Annotated in this window: 20 protein-coding genes; 15 read left to right on the top strand and 5 right to left on the bottom strand. The window is 72.3% G+C overall.

The features are described from left to right. Window positions 1-30: 30 nt before the first annotated feature. On the bottom strand, window positions 31-543 hold the full coding sequence (locus Q3W68_RS03505; RefSeq protein WP_013284166.1) for an Lrp/AsnC family transcriptional regulator: 513 nt from the start codon (window positions 541-543) through the stop codon (window positions 31-33). A 206-nt stretch (window positions 544-749) separates the two neighbouring features. Between Q3W68_RS03505 and Q3W68_RS03500 the strand changes: the two genes are divergently transcribed. The 9 genes from Q3W68_RS03500 to Q3W68_RS03460 all read left to right on the top strand — a co-directional run bounded on the left by Q3W68_RS03500 (window position 750) and on the right by Q3W68_RS03460 (window position 9,308). Next, window positions 750-1,934 (top strand): spermidine/putrescine ABC transporter substrate-binding protein, encoded by a 1,185-nt coding sequence (locus tag Q3W68_RS03500; RefSeq protein WP_302904065.1) that lies wholly within the window; start codon window positions 750-752, stop codon window positions 1,932-1,934. Continuing rightward, window positions 1,931-3,088, top strand: coding sequence for an ABC transporter ATP-binding protein (locus Q3W68_RS03495; RefSeq protein WP_302904064.1), 1,158 nt, complete (start codon window positions 1,931-1,933; stop codon window positions 3,086-3,088). The genes Q3W68_RS03500 and Q3W68_RS03495 overlap by 4 nt, the downstream gene beginning before the upstream one ends. Before the next feature lie 111 nt (window positions 3,089-3,199). After that, window positions 3,200-4,108 carry an ABC transporter permease gene (locus Q3W68_RS03490; protein WP_302904063.1) on the top strand — a complete coding sequence of 303 codons (909 nt, stop codon included), beginning with the start codon at window positions 3,200-3,202 and terminating at the stop codon, window positions 4,106-4,108. Beyond that, window positions 4,105-4,938 (top strand): ABC transporter permease, encoded by an 834-nt coding sequence (locus tag Q3W68_RS03485; protein WP_302904062.1) that lies wholly within the window; start codon window positions 4,105-4,107, stop codon window positions 4,936-4,938. The genes Q3W68_RS03490 and Q3W68_RS03485 overlap by 4 nt, the downstream gene beginning before the upstream one ends. Next, the gene (locus Q3W68_RS03480) at window positions 4,935-6,356 is read left to right on the top strand and encodes an FAD-binding oxidoreductase (protein WP_302904061.1); all 1,422 of its coding nucleotides are present in this window, start codon (window positions 4,935-4,937) and stop codon (window positions 6,354-6,356) included. The genes Q3W68_RS03485 and Q3W68_RS03480 overlap by 4 nt, the downstream gene beginning before the upstream one ends. Next, complete coding sequence (locus Q3W68_RS03475) at window positions 6,356-7,558, top strand: saccharopine dehydrogenase family protein (RefSeq protein ID WP_302904060.1); 1,203 nt, start codon at window positions 6,356-6,358, stop codon at window positions 7,556-7,558. Before Q3W68_RS03480 ends, Q3W68_RS03475 begins: the two co-directional genes overlap by 1 nt. Next, window positions 7,555-8,568 carry an agmatinase gene (speB, locus tag Q3W68_RS03470; protein ID WP_302904059.1) on the top strand — a complete coding sequence of 338 codons (1,014 nt, stop codon included), beginning with the start codon at window positions 7,555-7,557 and terminating at the stop codon, window positions 8,566-8,568. Before Q3W68_RS03475 ends, speB begins: the two co-directional genes overlap by 4 nt. A gap of 39 nt (window positions 8,569-8,607) precedes the next feature. Beyond that, window positions 8,608-9,000, top strand: coding sequence for a type II toxin-antitoxin system RelE/ParE family toxin (locus Q3W68_RS03465; RefSeq protein ID WP_302904058.1), 393 nt, complete (start codon window positions 8,608-8,610; stop codon window positions 8,998-9,000). Continuing rightward, on the top strand, window positions 8,997-9,308 hold the full coding sequence (locus Q3W68_RS03460) for a helix-turn-helix domain-containing protein (protein ID WP_013284175.1): 312 nt from the start codon (window positions 8,997-8,999) through the stop codon (window positions 9,306-9,308). Before Q3W68_RS03465 ends, Q3W68_RS03460 begins: the two co-directional genes overlap by 4 nt. Before the next feature lie 27 nt (window positions 9,309-9,335). Here Q3W68_RS03460 and Q3W68_RS03455 read toward each other — a convergent pair whose 3' ends face one another. The 4 genes from Q3W68_RS03455 to Q3W68_RS03440 form a co-directional block, all read right to left on the bottom strand. Continuing rightward, window positions 9,336-9,785, bottom strand: coding sequence for a hypothetical protein (locus Q3W68_RS03455; RefSeq protein WP_302904057.1), 450 nt, complete (start codon window positions 9,783-9,785; stop codon window positions 9,336-9,338). A gap of 134 nt (window positions 9,786-9,919) precedes the next feature. Continuing rightward, window positions 9,920-10,267, bottom strand: coding sequence for a DUF779 domain-containing protein (locus Q3W68_RS03450; RefSeq protein ID WP_013474092.1), 348 nt, complete (start codon window positions 10,265-10,267; stop codon window positions 9,920-9,922). After that, window positions 10,267-11,772 (bottom strand): aldehyde dehydrogenase, encoded by a 1,506-nt coding sequence (gene adh, locus Q3W68_RS03445; protein ID WP_302904056.1) that lies wholly within the window; start codon window positions 11,770-11,772, stop codon window positions 10,267-10,269. Before adh ends, Q3W68_RS03450 begins: the two co-directional genes overlap by 1 nt. Window positions 11,773-11,812: 40 nt before the next feature. Next, the gene (locus tag Q3W68_RS03440; protein WP_302904055.1) at window positions 11,813-13,093 is read right to left on the bottom strand and encodes a transcriptional regulator; all 1,281 of its coding nucleotides are present in this window, start codon (window positions 13,091-13,093) and stop codon (window positions 11,813-11,815) included. A gap of 237 nt (window positions 13,094-13,330) precedes the next feature. Between Q3W68_RS03440 and Q3W68_RS03435 the strand changes: the two genes are divergently transcribed. The 6 genes from Q3W68_RS03435 to Q3W68_RS03410 all read left to right on the top strand — a co-directional run bounded on the left by Q3W68_RS03435 (window position 13,331) and on the right by Q3W68_RS03410 (window position 19,794). Continuing rightward, window positions 13,331-13,996: a response regulator transcription factor gene (locus Q3W68_RS03435; RefSeq protein ID WP_302904054.1), complete on the top strand. Its 666-nt coding sequence runs from the start codon at window positions 13,331-13,333 to the stop codon at window positions 13,994-13,996. Beyond that, window positions 13,993-15,045, top strand: a complete 1,053-nt coding sequence (locus tag Q3W68_RS03430; protein WP_302904053.1) for a HAMP domain-containing sensor histidine kinase — start codon at window positions 13,993-13,995, stop codon at window positions 15,043-15,045. Before Q3W68_RS03435 ends, Q3W68_RS03430 begins: the two co-directional genes overlap by 4 nt. Before the next feature lie 128 nt (window positions 15,046-15,173). Beyond that, entirely contained in the window at window positions 15,174-17,297 is a 2,124-nt protein-coding gene (locus Q3W68_RS03425) for a pyridoxal-phosphate dependent enzyme (RefSeq protein ID WP_302904052.1), read from the top strand. Further along, a complete protein-coding gene (locus Q3W68_RS03420; RefSeq protein ID WP_302904051.1) occupies window positions 17,294-18,427 on the top strand; it encodes a D-alanine--D-alanine ligase family protein in 1,134 nt (377 codons plus the stop codon). Before Q3W68_RS03425 ends, Q3W68_RS03420 begins: the two co-directional genes overlap by 4 nt. Further along, window positions 18,424-19,059: a M15 family metallopeptidase gene (locus tag Q3W68_RS03415; protein WP_302904050.1), complete on the top strand. Its 636-nt coding sequence runs from the start codon at window positions 18,424-18,426 to the stop codon at window positions 19,057-19,059. Before Q3W68_RS03420 ends, Q3W68_RS03415 begins: the two co-directional genes overlap by 4 nt. A gap of 75 nt (window positions 19,060-19,134) precedes the next feature. Further along, window positions 19,135-19,794 (top strand): hypothetical protein, encoded by a 660-nt coding sequence (locus Q3W68_RS03410; protein WP_302904049.1) that lies wholly within the window; start codon window positions 19,135-19,137, stop codon window positions 19,792-19,794. Window positions 19,795-19,796 lie beyond the last annotated feature (2 nt).

Below are 19,796 nucleotides of genomic sequence, written 5' to 3'. Positions count from 1 at the left end.
CGTATCACTTCGCGGCCAACGGAATCCGCATCAGGCGGTGCCCCAGCTGTAGGTCTGCTTGCGCAGCTTCAGGTAGACGAACGCCTCGGTGGAGAGCACCCCGGGGACGCCGCGCAGTTTCTGGAGGATCTCCAGCAGGTGCGCGTCGTTGCGGCAGACCACCTCGGCCAGCAGGTCGAACGAGCCAGCGGTGATCACCACGTAGTCGATCTCCTCGAACTCGGCCAGCCGGTCGGCGACCGGTTCCAGGTCGCCGTCGGTGCGCAGCCCGATCATGGCCTGGCGGGGGAAGCCGAGCTGGAGCGGATCGGTGACCGCGACGATCTGCATGACGCCGGCGTCGAGCAGCCGCTGCACCCGCTGGCGTACCGCCGCCTCGGAGAGGCCGACGGCCTTGCCGATGCTCGCGTACGGGCGGCGCCCGTCCTCCTGGAGCTGCTCGATGATCTGCTTGGCCACGTCGTCGAGCAGAGCGTGGTTGGCTCCTTCACGCACGGTGACCCGGCGGGCGCCGTTGGAGTTCTCCTGGTGCCGGTTGACCATCGACGCTCCTCGTGTCCGATTCTCCGTGTTGAGCGTAGTGCCCCGCGCAGTCTGGCGTATTTCGTGGCGACTGGCTATTCCGGCAACGGAATCCCTTGTGAGAGAGGTTTTCTCATGTCAGGATCAGTCGTCCATCGCCACTGACCCTCCCGCCGGCGCGCCGCCCCCGTCCCGCCGCCGACGATGCCCCCCCAAGGAGTCGTCACATGCGTAGTCCCCTCCGGACCCTCACCCGGCGTGGTCTGCTCACCGGGACCGTCGGCTCGGCCGCGCTGCTCGCCACCGCGGGCACCCTGGCCGGCTGCGGGACCAAGGGCGCCCAGCAGACCGAAGCCGGCTGCAAGAGCGAGGATCTGTCCGCCACCGAGAAGAAGGTCGCCTTCTCGAACTGGCCGCAGTACATGGACACCGACGAGAAGGACGAGTCCAAGCGCCCCACGCTCGACGCGTTCGTCGCCGCCTCCGGCATCCAGGTGACGTACACAGAGGACGTCAACGACAACAACGAGTTCTTCGGCAAGGTGCGCAACCAGCTCGCCGGGTGTCAGAGCACCGGCCGGGACATCATGGTGCTCACCGACTGGATGGCCGCCCGGATGATCCGGCTCGGCTGGGTGCAGAAGCTCGACAAGTCGAAGATGCCCAACGTCGAGGCGAACCTGCTGCCGTCGCTGCGCGGGCGCTCCTTCGACGCCGAGACCCAGCTCGCGGTCCCGTGGCAGTCCGGCCTGGCCGGGCTCGCGTACAACGCGAAGGTCACCAAGGAGATCCGCACCGTCGACGAGCTGCTCACCCGCCCCGATCTCAAGGGCAAGGTGACTGTGCTGTCGGAGATGCGCGACACCATCGGCCTGCTGCTCCAGTCGCTCGGCCACGATCCGGCCAAGTTCACACCGGCCCAGTTCGACGACGCGCTGAACAAGCTCAAGAAGGCCGTGGACAGCAAGCAGATCCGGCGGTTCACCGGCAACGACTACGCGCCCGACCTGGCCAAGGGTGACATCGCCGCATGCATCGGCTGGTCCGGCGACGTCGTCCAGCTCGGCTTCGAGGACGACAAGATCAAGTTCGTGGTGCCCGAGTCCGGCGTGATGCTCTGGTCGGACAACATGCTGGTGCCGAACAAGGCCACGCACAAGGCCAACGCCGAGGCGTTGATGAACCACTACTACGACCCGGCGGTGGCGGCGAAGCTGGCCGCGTACGTCAACTACATCTGCCCGGTGCAGCGCGCGCAGGCCGAGATGGAGAAGATCGACCCGGACCTGGCCACCAACCCGCTGATCTTCCCGGACGACGCGATGCTGTCCAAGGCCAAGGTCTTCATGGCGCTGGACGAAGCGCAGGAGAAGGAGTACGAGACCAAGTTCCAGCAGGTGATCGGCGCGTGAAGGGGCAGCAGACCCCGGCCGGCGATCTGCGACTGGTCGACCTGACCAAGCGGTTCGGCGTCTTCACCGCCGTCGACGACCTCACCCTGACCGTCCCGCAGGGCTCGTTCTTCGCCCTGCTCGGCGCGTCCGGCTGCGGCAAGACCACCACGCTGCGAATGATCGCCGGGCTGGAGCAGCCCACCAGCGGGCAGGTGCTGCTCGGCGAGCAGGACATCGCCGGGCTGCGGCCGTACAAGCGGCCGGTGAACACCGTCTTCCAGAGCTACGCCCTCTTCCCGCACCTGGACATCCACGAGAACGTGGCGTTCGGGCTGCGCCGCCGCGGCATCCGCAAGGTGGGCGACCAGGTCGAGCGGATGCTCGCGCTGGTCCAGCTCGAAGGGTACGGCCGGCGCCGCCCGGCCCAGCTCTCCGGCGGCCAGCAGCAGCGCGTCGCACTGGCCCGGGCGCTCATCAACCACCCGCAGGTGCTGCTGCTCGACGAGCCGCTCGGCGCGCTCGACTTGAAGCTGCGCCGGCAGATGCAGATCGAGCTGAAGCGGATCCAGACCGAGGTCGGCATCACGTTCGTGCACGTCACCCACGACCAGGAGGAGGCCATGACGATGGCCGACACGGTCGCGGTGATGAACGCCGGCCGGATCGAGCAACTCGGCGCGCCCGCCGACATCTACGAGTACCCGGCCACCGCGTTCGTGGCGAACTTCCTCGGCCAGTCCAACCTGCTCGCCGCCGAAGCCGGCGGTCGCGCCGCCGACGACGTGCTGGTCACGGCGCACGGCTCGCGCTTCTCGGTGCCCGCCGGCCGGGCCCGGCTCACCGACGGTCCGGCCTTCCTCGGCGTACGTCCGGAGAAGCTGCACCTGGCCGACGGCCCGGACCGGGTACCGGCCGGGCACCAGCACGTCGGCGGCGTCGTCACCGACACCTCCTACGTCGGGGTGAGCACGCAGTACCTGGTGCGCACCGCGTGGGGCAGCGAGTTGTCCGTGTTCGCCGCGAACAGCGGGCTGGGCGGCCGGCTCGCCGTCGGCACGGCGGTGACCGCGCACTGGGACCCGCGGCACGCGTTCCTGCTGCCCCGGGCCGCCGGTGAGGACGACCAGACCACGCCGCTGCTCGACGAGCCCCCGGTGGGTGCGCTGCCATGAGCGAGCGCAGCGAGCGAAGCGGAGTGGCGGCATGAGCGAGCGCAGCGAGCGAATCGGCCGGCTCAGCGCGAAGGTGCCTCATGACGGCGCGGAGCGAAGCGGAGTGGCGGCATGAGCGCGCTGGCCCACGTACCGACCTCCGCCGGGAAACCGGCGCCGCCGCCGGTGCGGCGCGGGCGCAGCCGCCTCCTGCCGTACCTGTTGCTGCTGCCCGGCGCGGTCTGGCTGCTCGTCTTCTTCGCGCTCCCGCTGGTGCAGCTCGCCTCCGCCAGCCTCTACGACCCGGCCGGGTCGCTCTCCACCGGGTACGCGATGACCTGGGCGTTCAGCAACTACCCGGACGCGTTGCAGGCGTACTGGCCGCAGTTCTCCCGGTCGTTCCTCTACTCGGCGATCGCGCTGGTGCTCGCGCTGCTGATGGGCTACCCGCTGGCGTACGCGATCGCGCAGAAGGCCGGCCGGTGGAAGAACCTGCTGCTGGTGGCCGTGGTCGCGCCGATGTTCACCAGCTTCCTGGTGCGCACGCTGGCCTGGAAGACCATTCTGTCGGACAACGGCGCGCTCGTCGGGCTGCTGCGCGACGTGCACCTGCTCGGCCCGGACGGCCGGCTGCTGGCCACCCCGATCGCCGTGGTGCTCGGCCTGACGTACAACTTCCTGCCGTTCCTGGTGCTGCCGCTGTACGCGAGCCTGGAGCGGCTCGACCCCCGGCTGCTGGAGGCGGCGAGCGACCTGTACGCGAGCCCGCTGCGCGCGTTCGCCAAGGTCACGCTGCCGCTGTCGATGCCCGGCCTGATCGCCGGCACGCTGCTGTTCTTCATCCCGGCCACCGGCGACTACATCAACGCCGAGCTGCTCGGTACACCGAACGAGTACATGATCGGCAACGTCATCGACTCTGCGTTCCTGGTCCGGCTGGACTACCCGCAGGGCGCGGCGCTGTCGTTCCTGCTGATGGCCGCGATCCTGGCGATCGTCTTCGTCTACCTGCGCAGGGCCGGCACGGAGGAGGTGCTGTGAGCAGACTGAGGCGCTGGCTCGCCGACCGGTGGGTGATGGGCGTGGCTCTGCTCGTCCTCGGCTACCTGACGCTGCCGATCATGGTGGTCGCCGGCCTGTCCTTCAACCGGCCCTCCAGCCGGCTCTCCTACGACTTCAACGAGTTCACGCTCGACAACTGGAAGCAGCCCTGCGCCACCTCGGACATGTGCGACGCGGTGGTGCGCAGCATGCAGATCGGGCTCATCGCCACAGTCGTCTCCACGCTCCTCGGCACGCTGATGGCGTTCGCGCTGGTCCGGCACAGCTTCCGCGGCCGGTCCGGGCTCAACGGGCTGATCTTCCTGCCGATGGCCACCCCGGAACTGGTGATGGGCACCTCGCTGCTCGCCCTCTTCGTCGCCGCCGGGGTGCCGCAGGGCTTCTGGACCATCGTCATCGCACACGTCATGTTCTGCGTGTCGTTCGTCGTGGTCACCGTGAAGGCCCGGCTCGCCGGCATGGACCGGCGGCTGGAGGAGGCCGCGATGGACCTGTACGCCAGCGAGTGGCAGACGTTCCGAAGGATCACGCTGCCGCTCGTGCTACCCGGCATCGTGGCCGCCGCGCTGCTGGCGTTCTCGCTCAGCTTCGACGACTTCATCATCACGAACTTCAACGCCGGCACCACTGTCACGTTCCCCATGTACGTCTGGGGCGCCTCCCAGCGGGGCATCCCGCCGCAGGTGAACGTGATCGGCACGGCCATGTTCGTGATCGCGTTGCTGCTGGTCGGGGCCACCTCACTGCGCGGGCGGCGGGCGCGACGGGCCGCCCTCGCGGTGGTCGCCACACCTGCGGGCAAGCCATGACGCTCCCGCATACCGGCCGGGCGCTGGCCGACGCCGCGCCCGTGTCGTACTGGCTGGACCGGCCGGAGCGCCCCGACCCGCTGCCGCCGCTGACCGGGGTGCACACCGCCGACCTGCTGGTGGTCGGCGGCGGTTACGCCGGTCTGTGGACCGCGCTGCTCGCAAAGGAGGCCGACCCGGACCGCGACGTGCTGCTCGTCGACGCCGGCACGTGCGGCTGGGCGGCGTCCGGGCGCAACGGCGGGTTCTGCGCGGCGTCGCTGACCCACGGGCTCGCCAACGGCGTCGAGCGGTTCCCCGGCGAGATCGGCGAGCTGGAACGGCTGGGCCGGGAGAACCTGGACGCCATCGCCGCCACAGTGGCGAAGTACGACATCGACTGCGACTTCGAACGCACCGGCGAGCTGGCGGTGGCGGTCGAGCCGTACCAGCTCGACGGGCTCGCCGCCGACGCCGAGCTGGCCCGCCGGTACGGCCACGACGTGCGGCTGCTCGACCGCGACGAGGTACGCGCCGAGGTGGCGTCGCCGACGTACCTGGGCGGGATGTGGGACGCCGACCGGGTGGCCCTGCTCGACCCGGCGAAGCTCGCCTGGGGACTGCGCCGGGCCGCGCTCGGCCTGGGCGTACGCGTGCACGAGCACACCCGCGTCACCGGCCTGGCCCGCGACGGCGCCGGGCTGAGCGCCGCCACTGCCGACGGCGCGGACGCGGCACCCGGCGCGGTGCGGGCGCGACAGGTCGTGCTCGCCACCAACGCGTTCCCGCCGCTGCTGCGCCGGCTGCGCTCCTGGATCGTGCCGGTCTACGACTACGCGCTGATGACCGAGCCGCTGACCGCCGCGCAGCGCGACGCGATCGGCTGGCGGCACCGGCAGGGGCTCGCCGACACCGGCAACCAGTTCCACTACTACCGGCTCACCGCCGACAACCGGATCCTGTTCGGCGGCTACGACGCGATCTACCACTACGGCAACCGGGTGGCGCCCGCGCTGGAGCGGCGCGAGGCCACCTTCACCACGCTGGCGTCGCACTTCTTCACCACGTTCCCGCAGCTCGCCGACGTGCGCTTCAGTCACCGCTGGGGTGGCGTCATCGACACCTGCACGCGGTTCTGCGCGTTCTTCGGCACCGCGTACGAAGGGCGCCTGGCGTACGCCGCCGGGTTCACCGGGCTCGGCGTCGGCGCGACCCGGTTCGGCGCCCGCGTGACGCTCGACCTGCTCTCCGGCACTGACACCCCGCTGACCCGGCTCGACCTGGTGCGCCGCAAGCCGCTGCCGTTCCCGCCGGAACCGGCCCGGTCCGTGGGCATCAACCTCACCCGCTGGTCGCTCGCCCGCGCCGACACGCGCGACGGTCGGCGCAACCTCTGGCTCCGTACTCTCGACCGTCTTGGACTGGGGTTCGACTCCTGATGCGTATCCTCCTCGTCGGCGCCGGTGGCGTCGGCTCCGCCGCCGTATCCATCGCCGCCCGCCGCTCCTTCTTCGAGACCATGGTGGTCGCCGACCACGACCCGGCGCGCGCGGCGCGGGCCGTCGCCGGGCACGGCGACCGGTTCGTCGCCGCCACTGTGGACGCCTCGTCCGCCGACGCGGTGGCCGCGCTGTGCCGGGACCACCGGATCACGCATGTGTTCAACGCGGTCGACCCGCGCTTCGTCATGCCGATCTTCGACGGCGCGTTCGCCGCCGGGGCCGACTACCTGGACATGGCGATGTCGCTGTCCCGGCCGCACCCCGAGCGCCCCTACGCCGAGACCGGGGTCAAGCTCGGCGACGAGCAGTTCGCCGTCGCCGAGCAGTGGGCCGCCGCCGGGCGGCTGGCGCTCTGCGGCATCGGCGTCGAACCGGGCCTGTCCGACGTCTTCGCCCGCTACGCCGCCGACGAACTCTTCGCCGAGATCGACGAGATCGGGGTACGCGACGGCGCGAACCTCACAGTCGCCGGCTACGAGTTCGCGCCGTCGTTCTCCATCTGGACCACCATCGAGGAGTGCCTCAACCCGCCGGTGATCTGGGAGGCCGGGCGCGGCTGGTTCACCACCGAACCGTTCAGCGAGCCGGAGGTGTTCGACTTCCCGGCCGGCATCGGCCCGGTCGAGTGCGTGAACGTCGAACACGAGGAGGTGCTGCTCATCCCGCGCTGGGTGCCGGCGAAGCGGGTCACCTTCAAGTACGGCCTCGGCGCCGAGTTCATCGAGGTGCTGCGCACTCTGCACAAGCTCGGGCTGGACTCGACCCAGCCGGTGCGCGTACGCGGGGTCGAGGTGTCGCCGCGCGACCTGGTGGCCGCCGCGCTGCCCGACCCGGCCACGCTCGGCGACCGGATGAGCGGCAAGACGTGTGCCGGCACGTACGTCACCGGCACCGGGCCGGACGGCCGCCCGCGCCGCGTCTACCTGTACCACGTGGTCGACAACGAGTGGTCGATGGCCGAGTACGGCCACCAGGCGGTGGTCTGGCAGACCGCCGTGAACCCGGTCGTCGCGCTGGAACTGCTCGCCACCGGTGCCTGGACCGGCGCGGGCGTGCTCGGCCCGGAGGCGTTCCCGCCGACCCCCTTCCTGGACCTGCTCACCGGCTACGGTTCGCCGTGGGGGATGGAGGAACGATGACCCGGTACGGCCCGATGTACGGTCCCGACATCACGTTCCTCGGCGTGCCGCCGTGCACCGTCGAGGAGCCGGTCACGTACGCCGACGCCGACGTGGTGGTCATCGGGGCGCCGTTCGACGGCGGCACCTCGCACCGGCCCGGCACCCGCTTCGGGCCGTCCGCCATCCGGCAGGCCTGCTACCTGCCGCACGACGGCTCCCGCCCGTCCCTGGCGCTGCGCGTGGACGCGCTGAAGGACCTGTGCGTCTACGACGCCGGGGACGTGGAGATGTTCGGCGGCGACATCGAGCGCTCGCTCGCCGCGCTGGAGACCGCCGTACACGCGGTCGCCGCCGCCGGGGCGATCCCAGTGGTGCTCGGCGGCGACCACTCCATCGCGCTGCCCGACGCGACAGGCGTGGCCCGGCACCACGGGCTCGGCCGGGTGTCACTGGTGCACTTCGACGCGCACGCCGACACCGGGGACGTCGAGTTCGGCTCGCTGCACGGCCACGGCCAGCCGATGCGCTGGCTGATCGAGTCCGGCGCGGTACGCGGCGACCGCTTCCTCCAGATCGGGCTGCGCGGCTACTGGCCCGGCCCGGACACGCTGGCCTGGATGGCGGAGCAGCGGATGCGCTCGTACGAGATGACCGAGATCGTGGCGCGCGGGCTGGACACCTGCCTGACCGAGGCGTTCGGCATCGCGACCGACGAGTGCGAGGGCGTCTTCCTCTCCGTCGACGTGGACGTGGTCGACCCCGGCATGGCGCCCGGCACCGGCACACCCGAGCCGGGCGGGTTCACCTCCCGGCAGCTGCTCGACGCGGTGCGCCGGGTCTGCTACGAGTTGCCCGTGGTCGGGCTGGACGTGGTCGAGGTCGCCCCGCCGTACGACCACGCGGACATCACCGCGTACCTGGGCAACCGGGTGGTGCTGGAGGCGCTGTCCGCGATAGCCCGCCGCCGCCACGACGCCGAAACCGGAACCCCCTGGAACCCCACCCAGCCCCTCCTGGACGACCGCTGACCCGCAGCGGGCATGTTTAGTTCAAGCTATAGTCGGAGCATGGGTGCGGATGGGAAGCGCTGGTCGGTCCGGGTCACCGGAGAGGTCCGGCACTGGCTGCGCGACCTGCGGGACCGCGATCCGGCGTCGTACGAGAGCGTCCGGGTGGCGGTGGACAAACTGGCAGAGGTCGGGCCAGGGCTGGGCCGCCCGCTCGTGGATACGCTGCGCGGAAGCAGCCTCCGTAATCTGAAGGAGTTGCGGCCCCGCTCCGGTCGGGACGTGGCGATCCGGGTGCTGTTCGTCTTCGATCCCTGGTCTCAGGCGGTCCTCCTGGTCGCCGGCAACAAGGCGGGTGACTGGAGTCGCTGGTACCGGCAGCACATTCCGGCGGCGGAGGTTGCCTACAAGGCTTGGCTCGACAGCGAGCGCGAGCGAAGGGGGGAGTCGTGACGGAGTTCTATCACTGGGACGAGGTCCGCGCCGAACTCGGCGGTGACGACGAGGCGTACGAGGCGGAGCGCGCCCGGACCGACGCGTGGGTGAGCGCGTTCCACCTGGCCGAGGAGCGCAAGCGGCTGGGGCTCACCCAGCGGCAGGTAGCCGAGATCATGGGGGTCACGCCCGGCCGGGTGAGCCAGATCGAGAACGGCGACCTCGACGTCAACGAGGTGGCCACGCTGAGCCGGTACGCCAACGCCCTCGGCGCCCGGCTGCGGATCATCTTCGACTACGGCGACGACCTCCGGCAGATCGCCTGACCGGGAGGCCGTCGCCGTCGAAGGCGGTCAGGGGCGGGGGCAGCGGGGGCGCAGGCGTACGCGTTCGGTGGTCTCGGTGAGGGAGTTGGGCTCGACCACCAGGCGCGCGATCGTGGTGGCCGGGCCGGGGCGGAATCTGCCCTCGTCGGCGGGGATCGTCGCGGTCCAGGTGCCGGCGGTGCGCTCGTCGGTGCACGCACCGATCACACCGAACCCGAAGCCGGTGACCGAGCCGCGCCGTACCCGCTGCTCCAGGTGCACCTCGATGTACGCGAGGCCGCGCTCGGCGCCGCAGTCGAACCGGCCGCCGACGGTGGCGGTGTGCGCCCGTACGTCGGCGGCGCCGAACCAGTTGACGGAGATGCGGGGTGAGGCCGCCGGGGCGGCGACGACGGCGCCCGGCGCGAGCCCGAGCGTGGCGGCGGTGGCCAGGGCGGTGAGGCCGGCGGCGAGCACTGGCTGTCGGACCGGGTTCATGCGCGGACTCCTGTCGGGCGGCGGTGGGACGCGCCCCGCCGGCGATCCGGACGGCGGTGGGACGCGGATTCCGAAGTGGACGGCGTCAGCATCCCACCGCCGCGATGCACGCGAGCTGCAAGATCTCGGACAGATCAGCGGTTCAGGTGCGACCGGATGAGGAAGCGGACGCCCTCGGGGGCCTCCAGGGAGAAGCCGCTGCCCCGGCCGGGCACCACGTCGACGGTGAGCCGGGTGTGCTGCCACAGCTCCCACTGGGCCTTCGACATCCAGAACTCCACCGGCTCGGGCACCCCGTCGACTGCGAGCGAGGCGAGCAGCACGTCCGAGCCGCCGGTGCGGAACTCACCGGCCGGGTAGCACATCGGGGCGCTGCCGTCGCAGCAGCCGCCCGACTGGTGGAACATCAGCGGGCCGTGCTGCCCCCGCAGCGACCGGATCAGGTCGGCCGCCGCGGGGGTCAGGGTCACGGTGTCACCCATCAGAAGAAGCCCAGCTTCTTCGGGGAGTAGCTGACCAGCAGGTTCTTGGTCTGCTGGTAGTGCTCCAGCATCATCTTGTGGTTCTCCCGGCCGATGCCGGACTGCTTGTAGCCACCGAACGCGGCGTGCGCGGGGTAGGCGTGGTAGCAGTTCGTCCAGACCCGGCCGGCCTGGATCGCCCGCCCGGCCCGGTACGCGGTGTTCAGGTCCCGGGTCCACACGCCCGCGCCGAGCCCGTACAGCGTGTCGTTGGCGATCTTCACGGCGTCGTCCAGGTCGGCGAAGGAGGTCACCGACACCACCGGTCCGAAGATCTCCTCCTGGAAGATCCGCATCGAGTTGTCGCCCTCGAAGATGGTCGGCTGGACGTAGTAGCCGCCGGACAGCTCGCCGCCCAGGTCGGCCCGCTCACCGCCGGTGAGCACCTTCGCGCCCTCCTGCCGCCCGATGTCCAGGTAGGACAGGATCTTCTCCAGCTGGTCGTTCGACGCCTGCGCGCCGACCATCGTGTCGGTGTCCAGCGGGTGCCCCTGCTTGATCTGCCCGGTCCGGTCCACGGCGGCGGCCAGGAAGTCGGAGTAGTGGCCCTGCTGGATGAGCGCCCGGGACGGGCAGGTGCACACCTCGCCCTGGTTGAGGGCGAACATGGTGAAGCCTTCGAGCGCCTTGTCCAGGAAGTCGTCGGACGCGGCGCTGACGTCGTCGAAGAAGATGTTCGGGCTCTTGCCGCCCAGCTCCAGCGTCACCGGCTTGATGTTCTCGCTGGCGTACTGCATGATCAGCCGCCCGGTGGTGGTCTCGCCGGTGAACGCCACCTTCGCCACCCGGGACGAGGAGGCCAGCGGCTTGCCCGCCTCGACGCCGAAGCCGTTGACCACGTTCACCACGCCCGGCGGCAGCAGGTCGCCGATCAGCGACAGCAGGTAGTGGATCGAGGCGGGCGTCTGCTCGGCCGGCTTGAGCACCACAGCGTTGCCGGCGGCGAGCGCCGGGGCGAGCTTCCACACCGCCATGAGGATCGGGAAGTTCCACGGGATGATCTGCCCGACCACGCCCAGCGGCTCGTGGAAGTGGTAGGCCACCGTGTCGTCGTCGAGTTCGCCGAGCGAGCCCTCCTGCGCCCGGATCGCCCCGGCGAAGTAGCGGAAGTGGTCGATCGCGAGCGGGATGTCGGCGGCGAGCGTCTCGCGTACCGGCTTGCCGTTCTCCCACGTCTCGGCGATCGCGAGGGACTCCAGGTTGTCCTGCATGCGGTCAGCGATCCGGTTGAGGACCAGCGAACGCTCGGCGACCGACGTGCGGCCCCACGCGTCGGCCGCGCCGTGCGCCGCGTCGAGCGCCTTCTCCACGTCCTCGGCGGTGCCGCGGGCCACCTCGCAGAAGGTCTGCCCGGTCACCGGCGTCGGGTTCTCGAAGTATTTGCCACCGTGCGGCTTCACGTACTCGCCGCCGATGTAGTGGTCGTAACGTGACTGCCAGTGGGTGGGGGCGTCGTAGCGCGTCATGGGTACCTCCGCCGTCCGTCTGGGGTGGATGGCGGGCAGGCTAGTTTCCGCGACGTTGCAGGAACGTTGCGCGCGGCAGCGCGTACTCCTCGGCGAGCTGGCGGGCCCGCGCGACAGCGAGCGGCCGGCGCGGTGCACCCGGCGGCAACGCCCGCGCCAGGGCCTGCCATGCGGCCAGGTCGTCGGCGCCGGCCGTCGTCGCGGTCCAGGCCGCGATGAGGCCCGGGTCGGCGCCGGCCAGCACCGCGGCGCGCAGCTGGCCGTCGACCAGGCGGCGCAGTCGCGCCACTCCCGGCGCGTCCGACAGGGGCAGCAGGGGCCCGGGGTACGCGCGCAGCGCCGCCGCCGGATCGCCACGTTCCAGCAGTTCGGTGACGGTACGGAAGTCGGCGCGCACGGCCGGGCGCAGCCGGTACGGGCGGGAGTCGAGCAGTTCCTCGCCGAGCACGCGGCGCAGCCGGGACAGCTCGGCGCGAAGTGTGACCGGGTGCCGCCTGTCGTCGCCGTAGAGGTCGAGGCCGAGCTGTTCCCCGGTGCGGCCCTCGGGATGGTCGACGAGCAGCACCAGCAGCTCGCTGTGTCGCCGGCCGAGCCGGATGCGCCGGCCGCCGACGCGCAGTTCCGCCTCGTCGCGCCCGAGTGCCGACACGTACGCCACGTCCGGCGCGGCGGGCGCGGCACCGGCCAGGAACGCCTCGGCGGCCCGGGCGGTGGCCCGGACCAGGGCGAGGCTCTGCGGGTTGGCCAGGTGGTCCCCGCCGGTGATGTCGACGGCGCCGAGGAGCGCGCCGGTGGCCGGGTCGTGGATCGGCGCGGCGGCGCAGGTCCAGCGTTGCACCGGCCGGACGAAGTGCTCGGTGGCGAAGATCTGTACGCCGTGGTCGACGGCGAGTGCGGTGCCGGGGGCGTTCGTGCCGGCGTGCGCCTCGTCCCAGCGGGCGCCGGGTACGAAGTTCATCCGCTCGGCGTGTCGCAGCACCCCGGGGTGGCCCTCCACCCAGAGCAGCCGCCCGGCGGCGTCGCAGACCGCCATCAGGTGCGCGCCGTCCTGCGCGATGCCGCCGAGCAGGTCGCGGAACAGCGGCATCACCCGGGCCAGCGGGTGCGCGGCGCGGTAGGTCTCCAGCGCGTCGTCGGTGAGGTCGACAGGTGCGGTGGCCTCCGGGTCGAGCAGCGCGGACCGCTCCCAGGAACGGGCCACCACGTCCCGGACCCCGCCGGTGGCGCCTCCGGTCAGGAACGCCTCGTGGGCGGCGCCGACCTGCGCGATCCGCTCCGCGGGATCCGCGCCGAACTCCAGGGCGAGCCACGGGTCAGCCACCAGCGCCTCCTTCCACCCATCGTGACCCACCTCACCCCCGAGCGCCAATGCGTGATCCGGGTCACTTGAGCGGTGCTCACGACGCCGGGGGACCGGACGAACGGCTCAGCCGGCCCTACGCCGGTTGTCACAGCCCGGCCCGCGTGGAGGATGGCTGCTGCGGACGCTTACGGAACCCTTAACTGCGGCCTGCGAAGGTGTGCCGGACGACGAGGGAAGACACGGGGGAGCGCAAGGGTGCGGGTGCTGGTAGCGGACGACGAGCGGCTCTTGGCGGACACGGTCGCCGAGGGGTTGCGGCGGTTCTCCATGGCTGTCGACGTCTGCTACGACGGCGACGGCGCGCTGGAACGGATCGGGGTCAACCGGTACGACGTGGCGGTGCTGGACCGGGACATGCCCGGCGCCACCGGCGACGAGGTGTGCCGGAGCCTGGCCGGGTCCGACGCCGGCACCCGCGTGCTGCTGCTCACCGCCGCCGCCGGCATCCGGGACCGGGTCGCCGGTCTCGGGCTGGGCGCCGACGACTACCTGACCAAGCCGTTCGCGTTCGCCGAGCTGGTGGCGCGGGTGCAGGCGCTGGGCCGCCGGTCCACCCCGGCGCTGCCACCGGTGCTGGAACGGCACGGCGTGGTGCTCGACGTGGCCCGGCACTCCGCGACCCGCGACGGCCGCCCGCTCGGGCTCAGCCCGAAGGAGTTCGCCGTCCTGCACGTGCTGATGCGGGCCGGTGGCCGGGTGGTCAGCGCCGAGGAGCTGCTGGAACAGGCGTGGGACGAGTTCGCCGACCCGTTCACCAACGCGGTCCGGGTGACTGTGATGACCTTGCGCAAGAAGCTCGGCCAGCCGTCGGTCATCCACACGGTGCCGAAGGCCGGCTACCGGATCGGCGAGCCGGAGTGAGCCCCCGCCGCCGCATCCTGCTGGTCGGGGTGCTCGCCCTGCTCGCCGGGTTCTTCCTGCCCGACCTGGTCAAGTCGCTGCTCGAACTGGTGTGGGGGCGGGCCCAGTGGTTCTGCGGCCTGGCCACGATCGGCGCGGTGTGCGAGCCGGGTCGCCCGTTCGTGCCACTGCTGCCGCTGGTGACCGAGCTGCTGGTGCTGGTGGCCGCCGGGTTCGCGGTGTGGGGCGCTGCTCGCTGGTGCCTGCGCCCGGTGCACGACCTGGCCGCCCCGATGGCGAACCTGGGGCCGCAGAACCTCGGCTACCGGATCCACCGTGGCGGCCGAGACGAGCTGGCCGGGCTCAGCCGCGCGATCGACGACATGCTGGACCGGGTCACCGCCGGGTACGAGGGGCAGCGGCGGTTCGCCGCGAACGCCTCGCACGAACTGCGTACGCCACTGGCGGTGCAGCGCACCCTGATCGAGGTGGGCATGGCCCAGTCGCTCACCGGCGAGCAACTGGAACTGCTGACCGCCCAACTGCTCGCCACCAACGAACGCAACGAGCGGCTGATCGAAGGGCTGCTGGCGCTCAGTGAGAGCGACCAGGGCCTGCGGTCCTCCACCCCGCAACGCCTCGAACAGATCGTCACCGGCGTGCTGGCCGCGTACGCCGACCGGGCCGCCGAGGCCGGCGTGACGGTGGAGTCCCGCCTGTCGCCCCGGATCGTGACCGGCGAGCGGGTGCTGCTGGAACGCCTGGTCACGAACCTGGTGGAGAACGGCATCAAGTACAACCGCGAGGGCGGCCGGCTCGTCGTCACCGTCGGCGGCGACCCCGCGCTGACTGTGACGAACAGCGGGCAGAGCGTCCCCGCCGAAGCGGTCGACGGGCTGTTCGAGCCGTTCCGGCGCCTCGCCCGGGACCGGACCAACCAGGGCGGCGGCGCCGGGCTCGGCCTGGCCATCGCCCGCTCCATCACCCAGGCGCACGGCGGCATCATCGCCGCCCGCCCGGGTGAGGACGGCGGCCTGCGGGTCGACGTCCACCTGCCCCCCGTGGGCTGACCACCCCACACGACCTCCGGGAGCCGCCGTCGCGGCGTCCCGCGATGACACCTGCCCGAGGACGGGACCGGCGGCGCTGCCGCCCCGGGAGACGACCTGCCGGCCCGCCGGCCGGAGAGGAGACCGCCATGCCGACCCGTACCGGGGGGAGCACAACGCTCGACGGCCGGGTGGTCTGGGCCGACGCGGCGAAGGGCACCTGCATCGTGCTCGTGGTGCTGTGGCACGTCGTCGTCAAGGACTACCTGCGCATCGACTGGCGGGCCGGCCTGCCGGTGCCGGGTGCGTGGGGGCTGCTCGGCGAGCAGTTGCTGCCGCTGCGGATGCCGTTGTTCTTCGCGATCTCCGGCGTCTTCGCGGCGAACGCCGTGGCCCGCCCGTGGCGGGTGTCCGGACGGCCCCGGATCGCCCGGAACCTCTACCTCTACGCGACCTGGCTGCTGATCCACACCGCGCTGCTGGCGCTCGCGCCCGGTTTCCCGACCGATCGGGCCACCGACCCGGGTGAGCTGCTGGCCCAGCTCACCGTGACGCCCTCGAACCTGTGGTACCTGTACGCGCTGGCGCTCTACTTCGTGATCGCGAAGGCACTGCGCCGGATTCACCCGGCGGTGCTGCTGACCGCCGCGGGCACGTTGTCCGCGGTGGCGGCCACCGGGCTGCTGGACAGTCCCGGCAACCGGGGGCAGGTCTACCAGAACCTGGTGTTCTTCCTGGCCGGCGTGCACCTGCGGCCGTACCTCACGCGGTGGGCGGACGGCGCGAGCACCCGGCGGCTCGCAGGCACCGGCGCCGCGTACGCGGTCGGGCTGGCCGCCATGGCGTTGGCCGGCGCGCAGAGCTGGCCCGGCGTGTACCTGCTCGTGTCGGTAGTCGCTGTGGCGTTCGGGCTGACCGCCGCCGCCCGGCTGGCCCGGCACCGCCTGGCCGGTCCGGCGCTGGCCCGGCTCGGCCGCCGCACGCTCCCCGTCTACGTGATCCACATGCCGGTGCTGGCGCTGCTCGACCGGCTGCTCGCCGCACCGGTGGCCGGGCTGCCCGGGCCGGGCCGGGCGCTGCTCGTGACCGTCTACCCGGTCCTGCTCACCGCGCTCGTGCTGGCACTGAGCCTCGCCGCGTACCGCTGCCTCACCGCACTCGGCGCGCACTGGCTGTTCGACCTGCCGCGCCGCCGCGCCCACTCGAATCCCGAAGGAGAGACCATGCCCCGAATCGACGTGCCGGTACTGCCGGACCGAACACATGTCGAGGAGGCCGCCCGCGCGCTGTCCGGCCGGGTGGTGCGTACCCCCGTGCTGCACAGCCCGGCGATCGACCGCCTGGCCGGCGCCCGGATCCTGCTCAAGGCGGAGAACCTCCAGGACGGCGGCTCGTACAAGATGCGCGGCGCGATGCTGGCGGTGGGCCGGCTCGCCGCCGCTGGGCACACCGGCGTCGTCGCGCAGAGCACCGGCAACCACGCCGTCGCGGTGGCGCTCGCCGCGCGCCGGCACGGGCTGGCCGCGACTGTCGTGCTGCCCGTGGACGCCGCGCCGGTCAAGGTGGACCGGGCGCGGGCCGCCGGAGCCCGGGTGATCCGGGCCGGCACCACAGTCGAGGAGCGCCTCGCAGTCGCCCGGCGGATCGCCGAGGTGGAGGGCCACCCGCTCGTCGACGCGTACGACCACCCGGACGTGGTGGCCGGTCAGGGCAGCGCCAGCCTGGAACTGATCGAGGAGGCGGCGCGGCGCGGCACACCGCTGGACGCGCTCGTGGTGCCGGTGGGCGGGGGCGGCGGCATCGCCGGGGCCTGCCTGGCCGCGACCGGAACCCCGATCCAGGTGTACGGCGTCGAGCCGGTCGGCTGCGACTCGCTGGCGCGCAGCCTGGCCGCCGGACGGCCCACACCTGTCGCCCCGGCGCCGAGCCTGGCCGACGGGCTGCGTCCCGGCTGCGTCGGCGACCTGCCGTTCGCGGTGGCCCGTCACCGCGTACGGGGGGTGGTCCGGGTCGACGACCAGGCGATCGTCGAGGCGTTCCGGCTGCTCCTGCTGGACCTGAAGGTGCTGGTCGAGCCGTCCGGCGCGGCCGGGCTGGCCGGCGCGCTGCGGCTGGGCGAGGTGGTTCGTTCCGGCGGCGTCGGCGGGGCGGCGTGGCCGCCTGGCGGCGGGCGGCAACTGACTGTCGGCGTGGTGCTGACCGGCGGAAACGTGGAAGCGGACCTGGTGGCCCGGCTGGCGGGCGCCCCGATGACTGTGGGAGTGGCGGCATGAGGTCGACAGTGCGGATCGGTGTCCTGTTCGGCGGCCCGTCGGCGGAACACGAGGTCTCCTGCGCCTCGGCGCTCGGCGTGGCCCGCGCCCTGGCCGAGCAGGGGCACCGGGTGGTGGCGCTCGGCATCACCCGTACCGGGGGATTCCGGCTGTTGCCGGAGCCGGTGCTCGCGCAGCACCTCGGGACGGTGGCGGCCGGACGGGCGATCGACGACCGGCTGCCGGTCACCGGCGCGGCGGTGGAACTGCGGCGCGGAACGGCAGCCGGCACTGTCGCGGTCACCGCGGCCGACGCCCCGGCGACCGTGCACGCCGAGCTGGACGTGGTGTTCCCGGTGCTGCACGGCCCGTACGGCGAGGACGGCGTGGTGCAGGGGCTGCTGGAGTCACTGGGCGTGCCGTACGTGGGGTGCGGCATCCTCGCCTCCGCCGTCGGCATGGACAAGGTGGCGATGAAGCGGGCGCTGCGCGCCGAGGACGTGCCGACCACGCCGTACGTCTGGTTCGACGAGCCGACCTGGCGGGCCGCGGCCGACCCGGAGAAGCTGGTGGTCGGGCTGCGCGGGCCGCTGTTCGTCAAGCCGGCCCGGATGGGCTCCTCGATCGGGATCTCCCGGGTGGCCGACGGCGACGACCTGGTGGCGGCGGTGGAGGAGGCGTTCCGGCACGACCACGTGGTGCTCGTCGAGCAGGGCGTGACCGGCCGGGAACTGGAGTGCGGCGTGCTCGGCGGCTGGCAGCCGGAGGCGTCGGCGGTCGGCGAGGTCCGGGTCGCGGGCGGCTGGTTCGACTACCGGCAGAAGTACTTCGGCGACGCCGACCCGATGATCGTCCCGGCGCCGCTGCCGGACGACGTCACCGAGCGGATCCGCGAGCTGTCCGTGCGGGCGTTCACCGCGATCGGCGGCTGGGGCCTGGCCCGTGTCGACTTCCTCTACGACGAGACCACCGGCGACCTGTTCGTCAACGAGCTGAACACGCTGCCCGGCTTCACCGCCCACTCGATGTACCCGAAGGTGTGGGCCGAATCCGGCGTCGCGTACCCCGAGGTGGTGGACCGGCTCGTCGCGCTCGCCTTCACCCGGCACACGGCCCGGCCGTCGCGCGAACACCCCGGGGGTACGCCGTGATCCTGCTCTCCGACCCCCGGGTCGCCGCGGTGTCCAGCCGGGACGACGGCGAACCCCTGGTGGACCTGCGCGAGGTGCCCGGGCTGCGGGTGGACGGGCGGGCCGCCGATCCCGCCGGGGCGTACGCCCGGGTGCGGCGCGGGGTCGCGGACCGGTTGCTGGCCGCGCAGCGCGCGCTGCCGGCCGGGCTGCGCCTGCTCGTGGTCGAGGGTTACCGGCCGTACCGGGCGCAGCTGGACATCTTCACCGGCTACCGGGAGGAGCTGCGGCGGCGTCACCCGGACTGGCCGGCGGACCGGCTGCACCGGGAGACGACCAAGTTCGTCTCGCCGGTCGAGGTGGCCCCGCACAGCACCGGCGGAGCAGTCGACCTCACCCTCTGCGATGCCGACGGGGTGGAGCTGGCCATGGGCACCGCGCTCGACGCCACCCCGGAGGAGAGCGCCGACGCCTGCTTCACCGCGGCCCGGCACATCCCGGTGAGTGCGTGGCGCAACCGGAACGTGCTGGTGGCGGCGTTGAGCGGCGCGGGGCTGGTGAACTACCCGACGGAGTGGTGGCACTGGTCCTACGGCGACAGGTACTGGGCGTTGATGACCGGAGCGCCACACACTCGCTACGGTCCGTTGTAGTCCCCGGCTCCGGATGAACGGTCCGGCCCTCCCGTCCGTACCACGCGTCGAACGACAGCGACGACGGGAGAGAACGTGAGGGTGCAGCGTAAGCACGTGCTGGCGGCAACCGTGGCGGTGACCGCCACGGTGGCGGTCTCGGTGGGGACCGGACTGGGTTTCGCGGACACCGCGCCGGCCGCGCGGTCGGTCTGCGCCGGGTCGGTGACCTTCTCGGCCGAGGGCGGGCCGCCGGCCGCCACCAGCGACCGGTTCCCGGTGGGCACCCGGCTGCGGGTGACGAACCTGGACAACCGCAAGGTGGCCACTGTGACAGTGACCGGGCCGTCCGGGAGTTGCGTGCTGCTGAACGCCGCCGCCATGGACCTGGTACGCGAGCCGGGCAAGAACGTCATCCGCCGCAACGTGGTGGAACGCCTCGACGGCGGCACCGCCCCGGCGCCGGGCGCGCAACCGGGTGAGACCCGGCCGGGCGCGGCGCAGCCGATCGGCGGCAGCGTCTGCTCCGGCGCGATCACGTTCTTCGCCGAGGGCGGGGCGCCGGCCGCCACCAGCGGCCAGTTCCCGCTCGGTACCCGGCTGCGGGTGACGAACCTGGACAACAACAAGGCGGTGACCGTGACCGTCACCGGGCCGTCGGGTAGCTGCGTGCTGCTCAACACCGCCGCCATGGACGCGATCCGGGAACCGGGCAAGAACCTGGTCCGGCGCAACACCGTCGAGCTGATCCGCTGATC

Source organism: Micromonospora sp. C28ISP2-4 (genome assembly GCF_030519385.1).
Classification (GTDB): Bacteria; Actinomycetota; Actinomycetes; order Mycobacteriales; family Micromonosporaceae; genus Micromonospora; species Micromonospora tulbaghiae.
Note: the sequence above shows the minus strand (reverse complement) of the source record. Positions and strands in the feature narration are given on the sequence as shown.

Bases quoted from the DNA above. Each gene is read 5' to 3' on its own strand.
- Q3W68_RS03505 (WP_013284166.1), bottom strand. From the start codon at position 543: ATGGTCAACCGGCACCAGGAGAACTCCAACGGCGCCCGCCGGGTCACC.
- Q3W68_RS03500 (WP_302904065.1), top strand. From the start codon at position 750: ATGCGTAGTCCCCTCCGGACCCTCACCCGGCGTGGTCTGCTCACCGGG.
- Q3W68_RS03490 (WP_302904063.1), top strand. From the start codon at position 3,200: ATGAGCGCGCTGGCCCACGTACCGACCTCCGCCGGGAAACCGGCGCCG.
- Q3W68_RS03480 (WP_302904061.1), top strand. From the start codon at position 4,935: ATGACGCTCCCGCATACCGGCCGGGCGCTGGCCGACGCCGCGCCCGTG.
- Q3W68_RS03475 (WP_302904060.1), top strand. From the start codon at position 6,356: ATGCGTATCCTCCTCGTCGGCGCCGGTGGCGTCGGCTCCGCCGCCGTA.
- speB (WP_302904059.1), top strand. From the start codon at position 7,555: ATGACCCGGTACGGCCCGATGTACGGTCCCGACATCACGTTCCTCGGC.
- Q3W68_RS03465 (WP_302904058.1), top strand. From the start codon at position 8,608: ATGGGTGCGGATGGGAAGCGCTGGTCGGTCCGGGTCACCGGAGAGGTC.
- Q3W68_RS03455 (WP_302904057.1), bottom strand. From the start codon at position 9,785: ATGAACCCGGTCCGACAGCCAGTGCTCGCCGCCGGCCTCACCGCCCTG.
- Q3W68_RS03450 (WP_013474092.1), bottom strand. From the start codon at position 10,267: ATGGGTGACACCGTGACCCTGACCCCCGCGGCGGCCGACCTGATCCGG.
- adh (WP_302904056.1), bottom strand. From the start codon at position 11,772: ATGACGCGCTACGACGCCCCCACCCACTGGCAGTCACGTTACGACCAC.
- Q3W68_RS03425 (WP_302904052.1), top strand. From the start codon at position 15,174: ATGCCGACCCGTACCGGGGGGAGCACAACGCTCGACGGCCGGGTGGTC.
- Q3W68_RS03420 (WP_302904051.1), top strand. From the start codon at position 17,294: ATGAGGTCGACAGTGCGGATCGGTGTCCTGTTCGGCGGCCCGTCGGCG.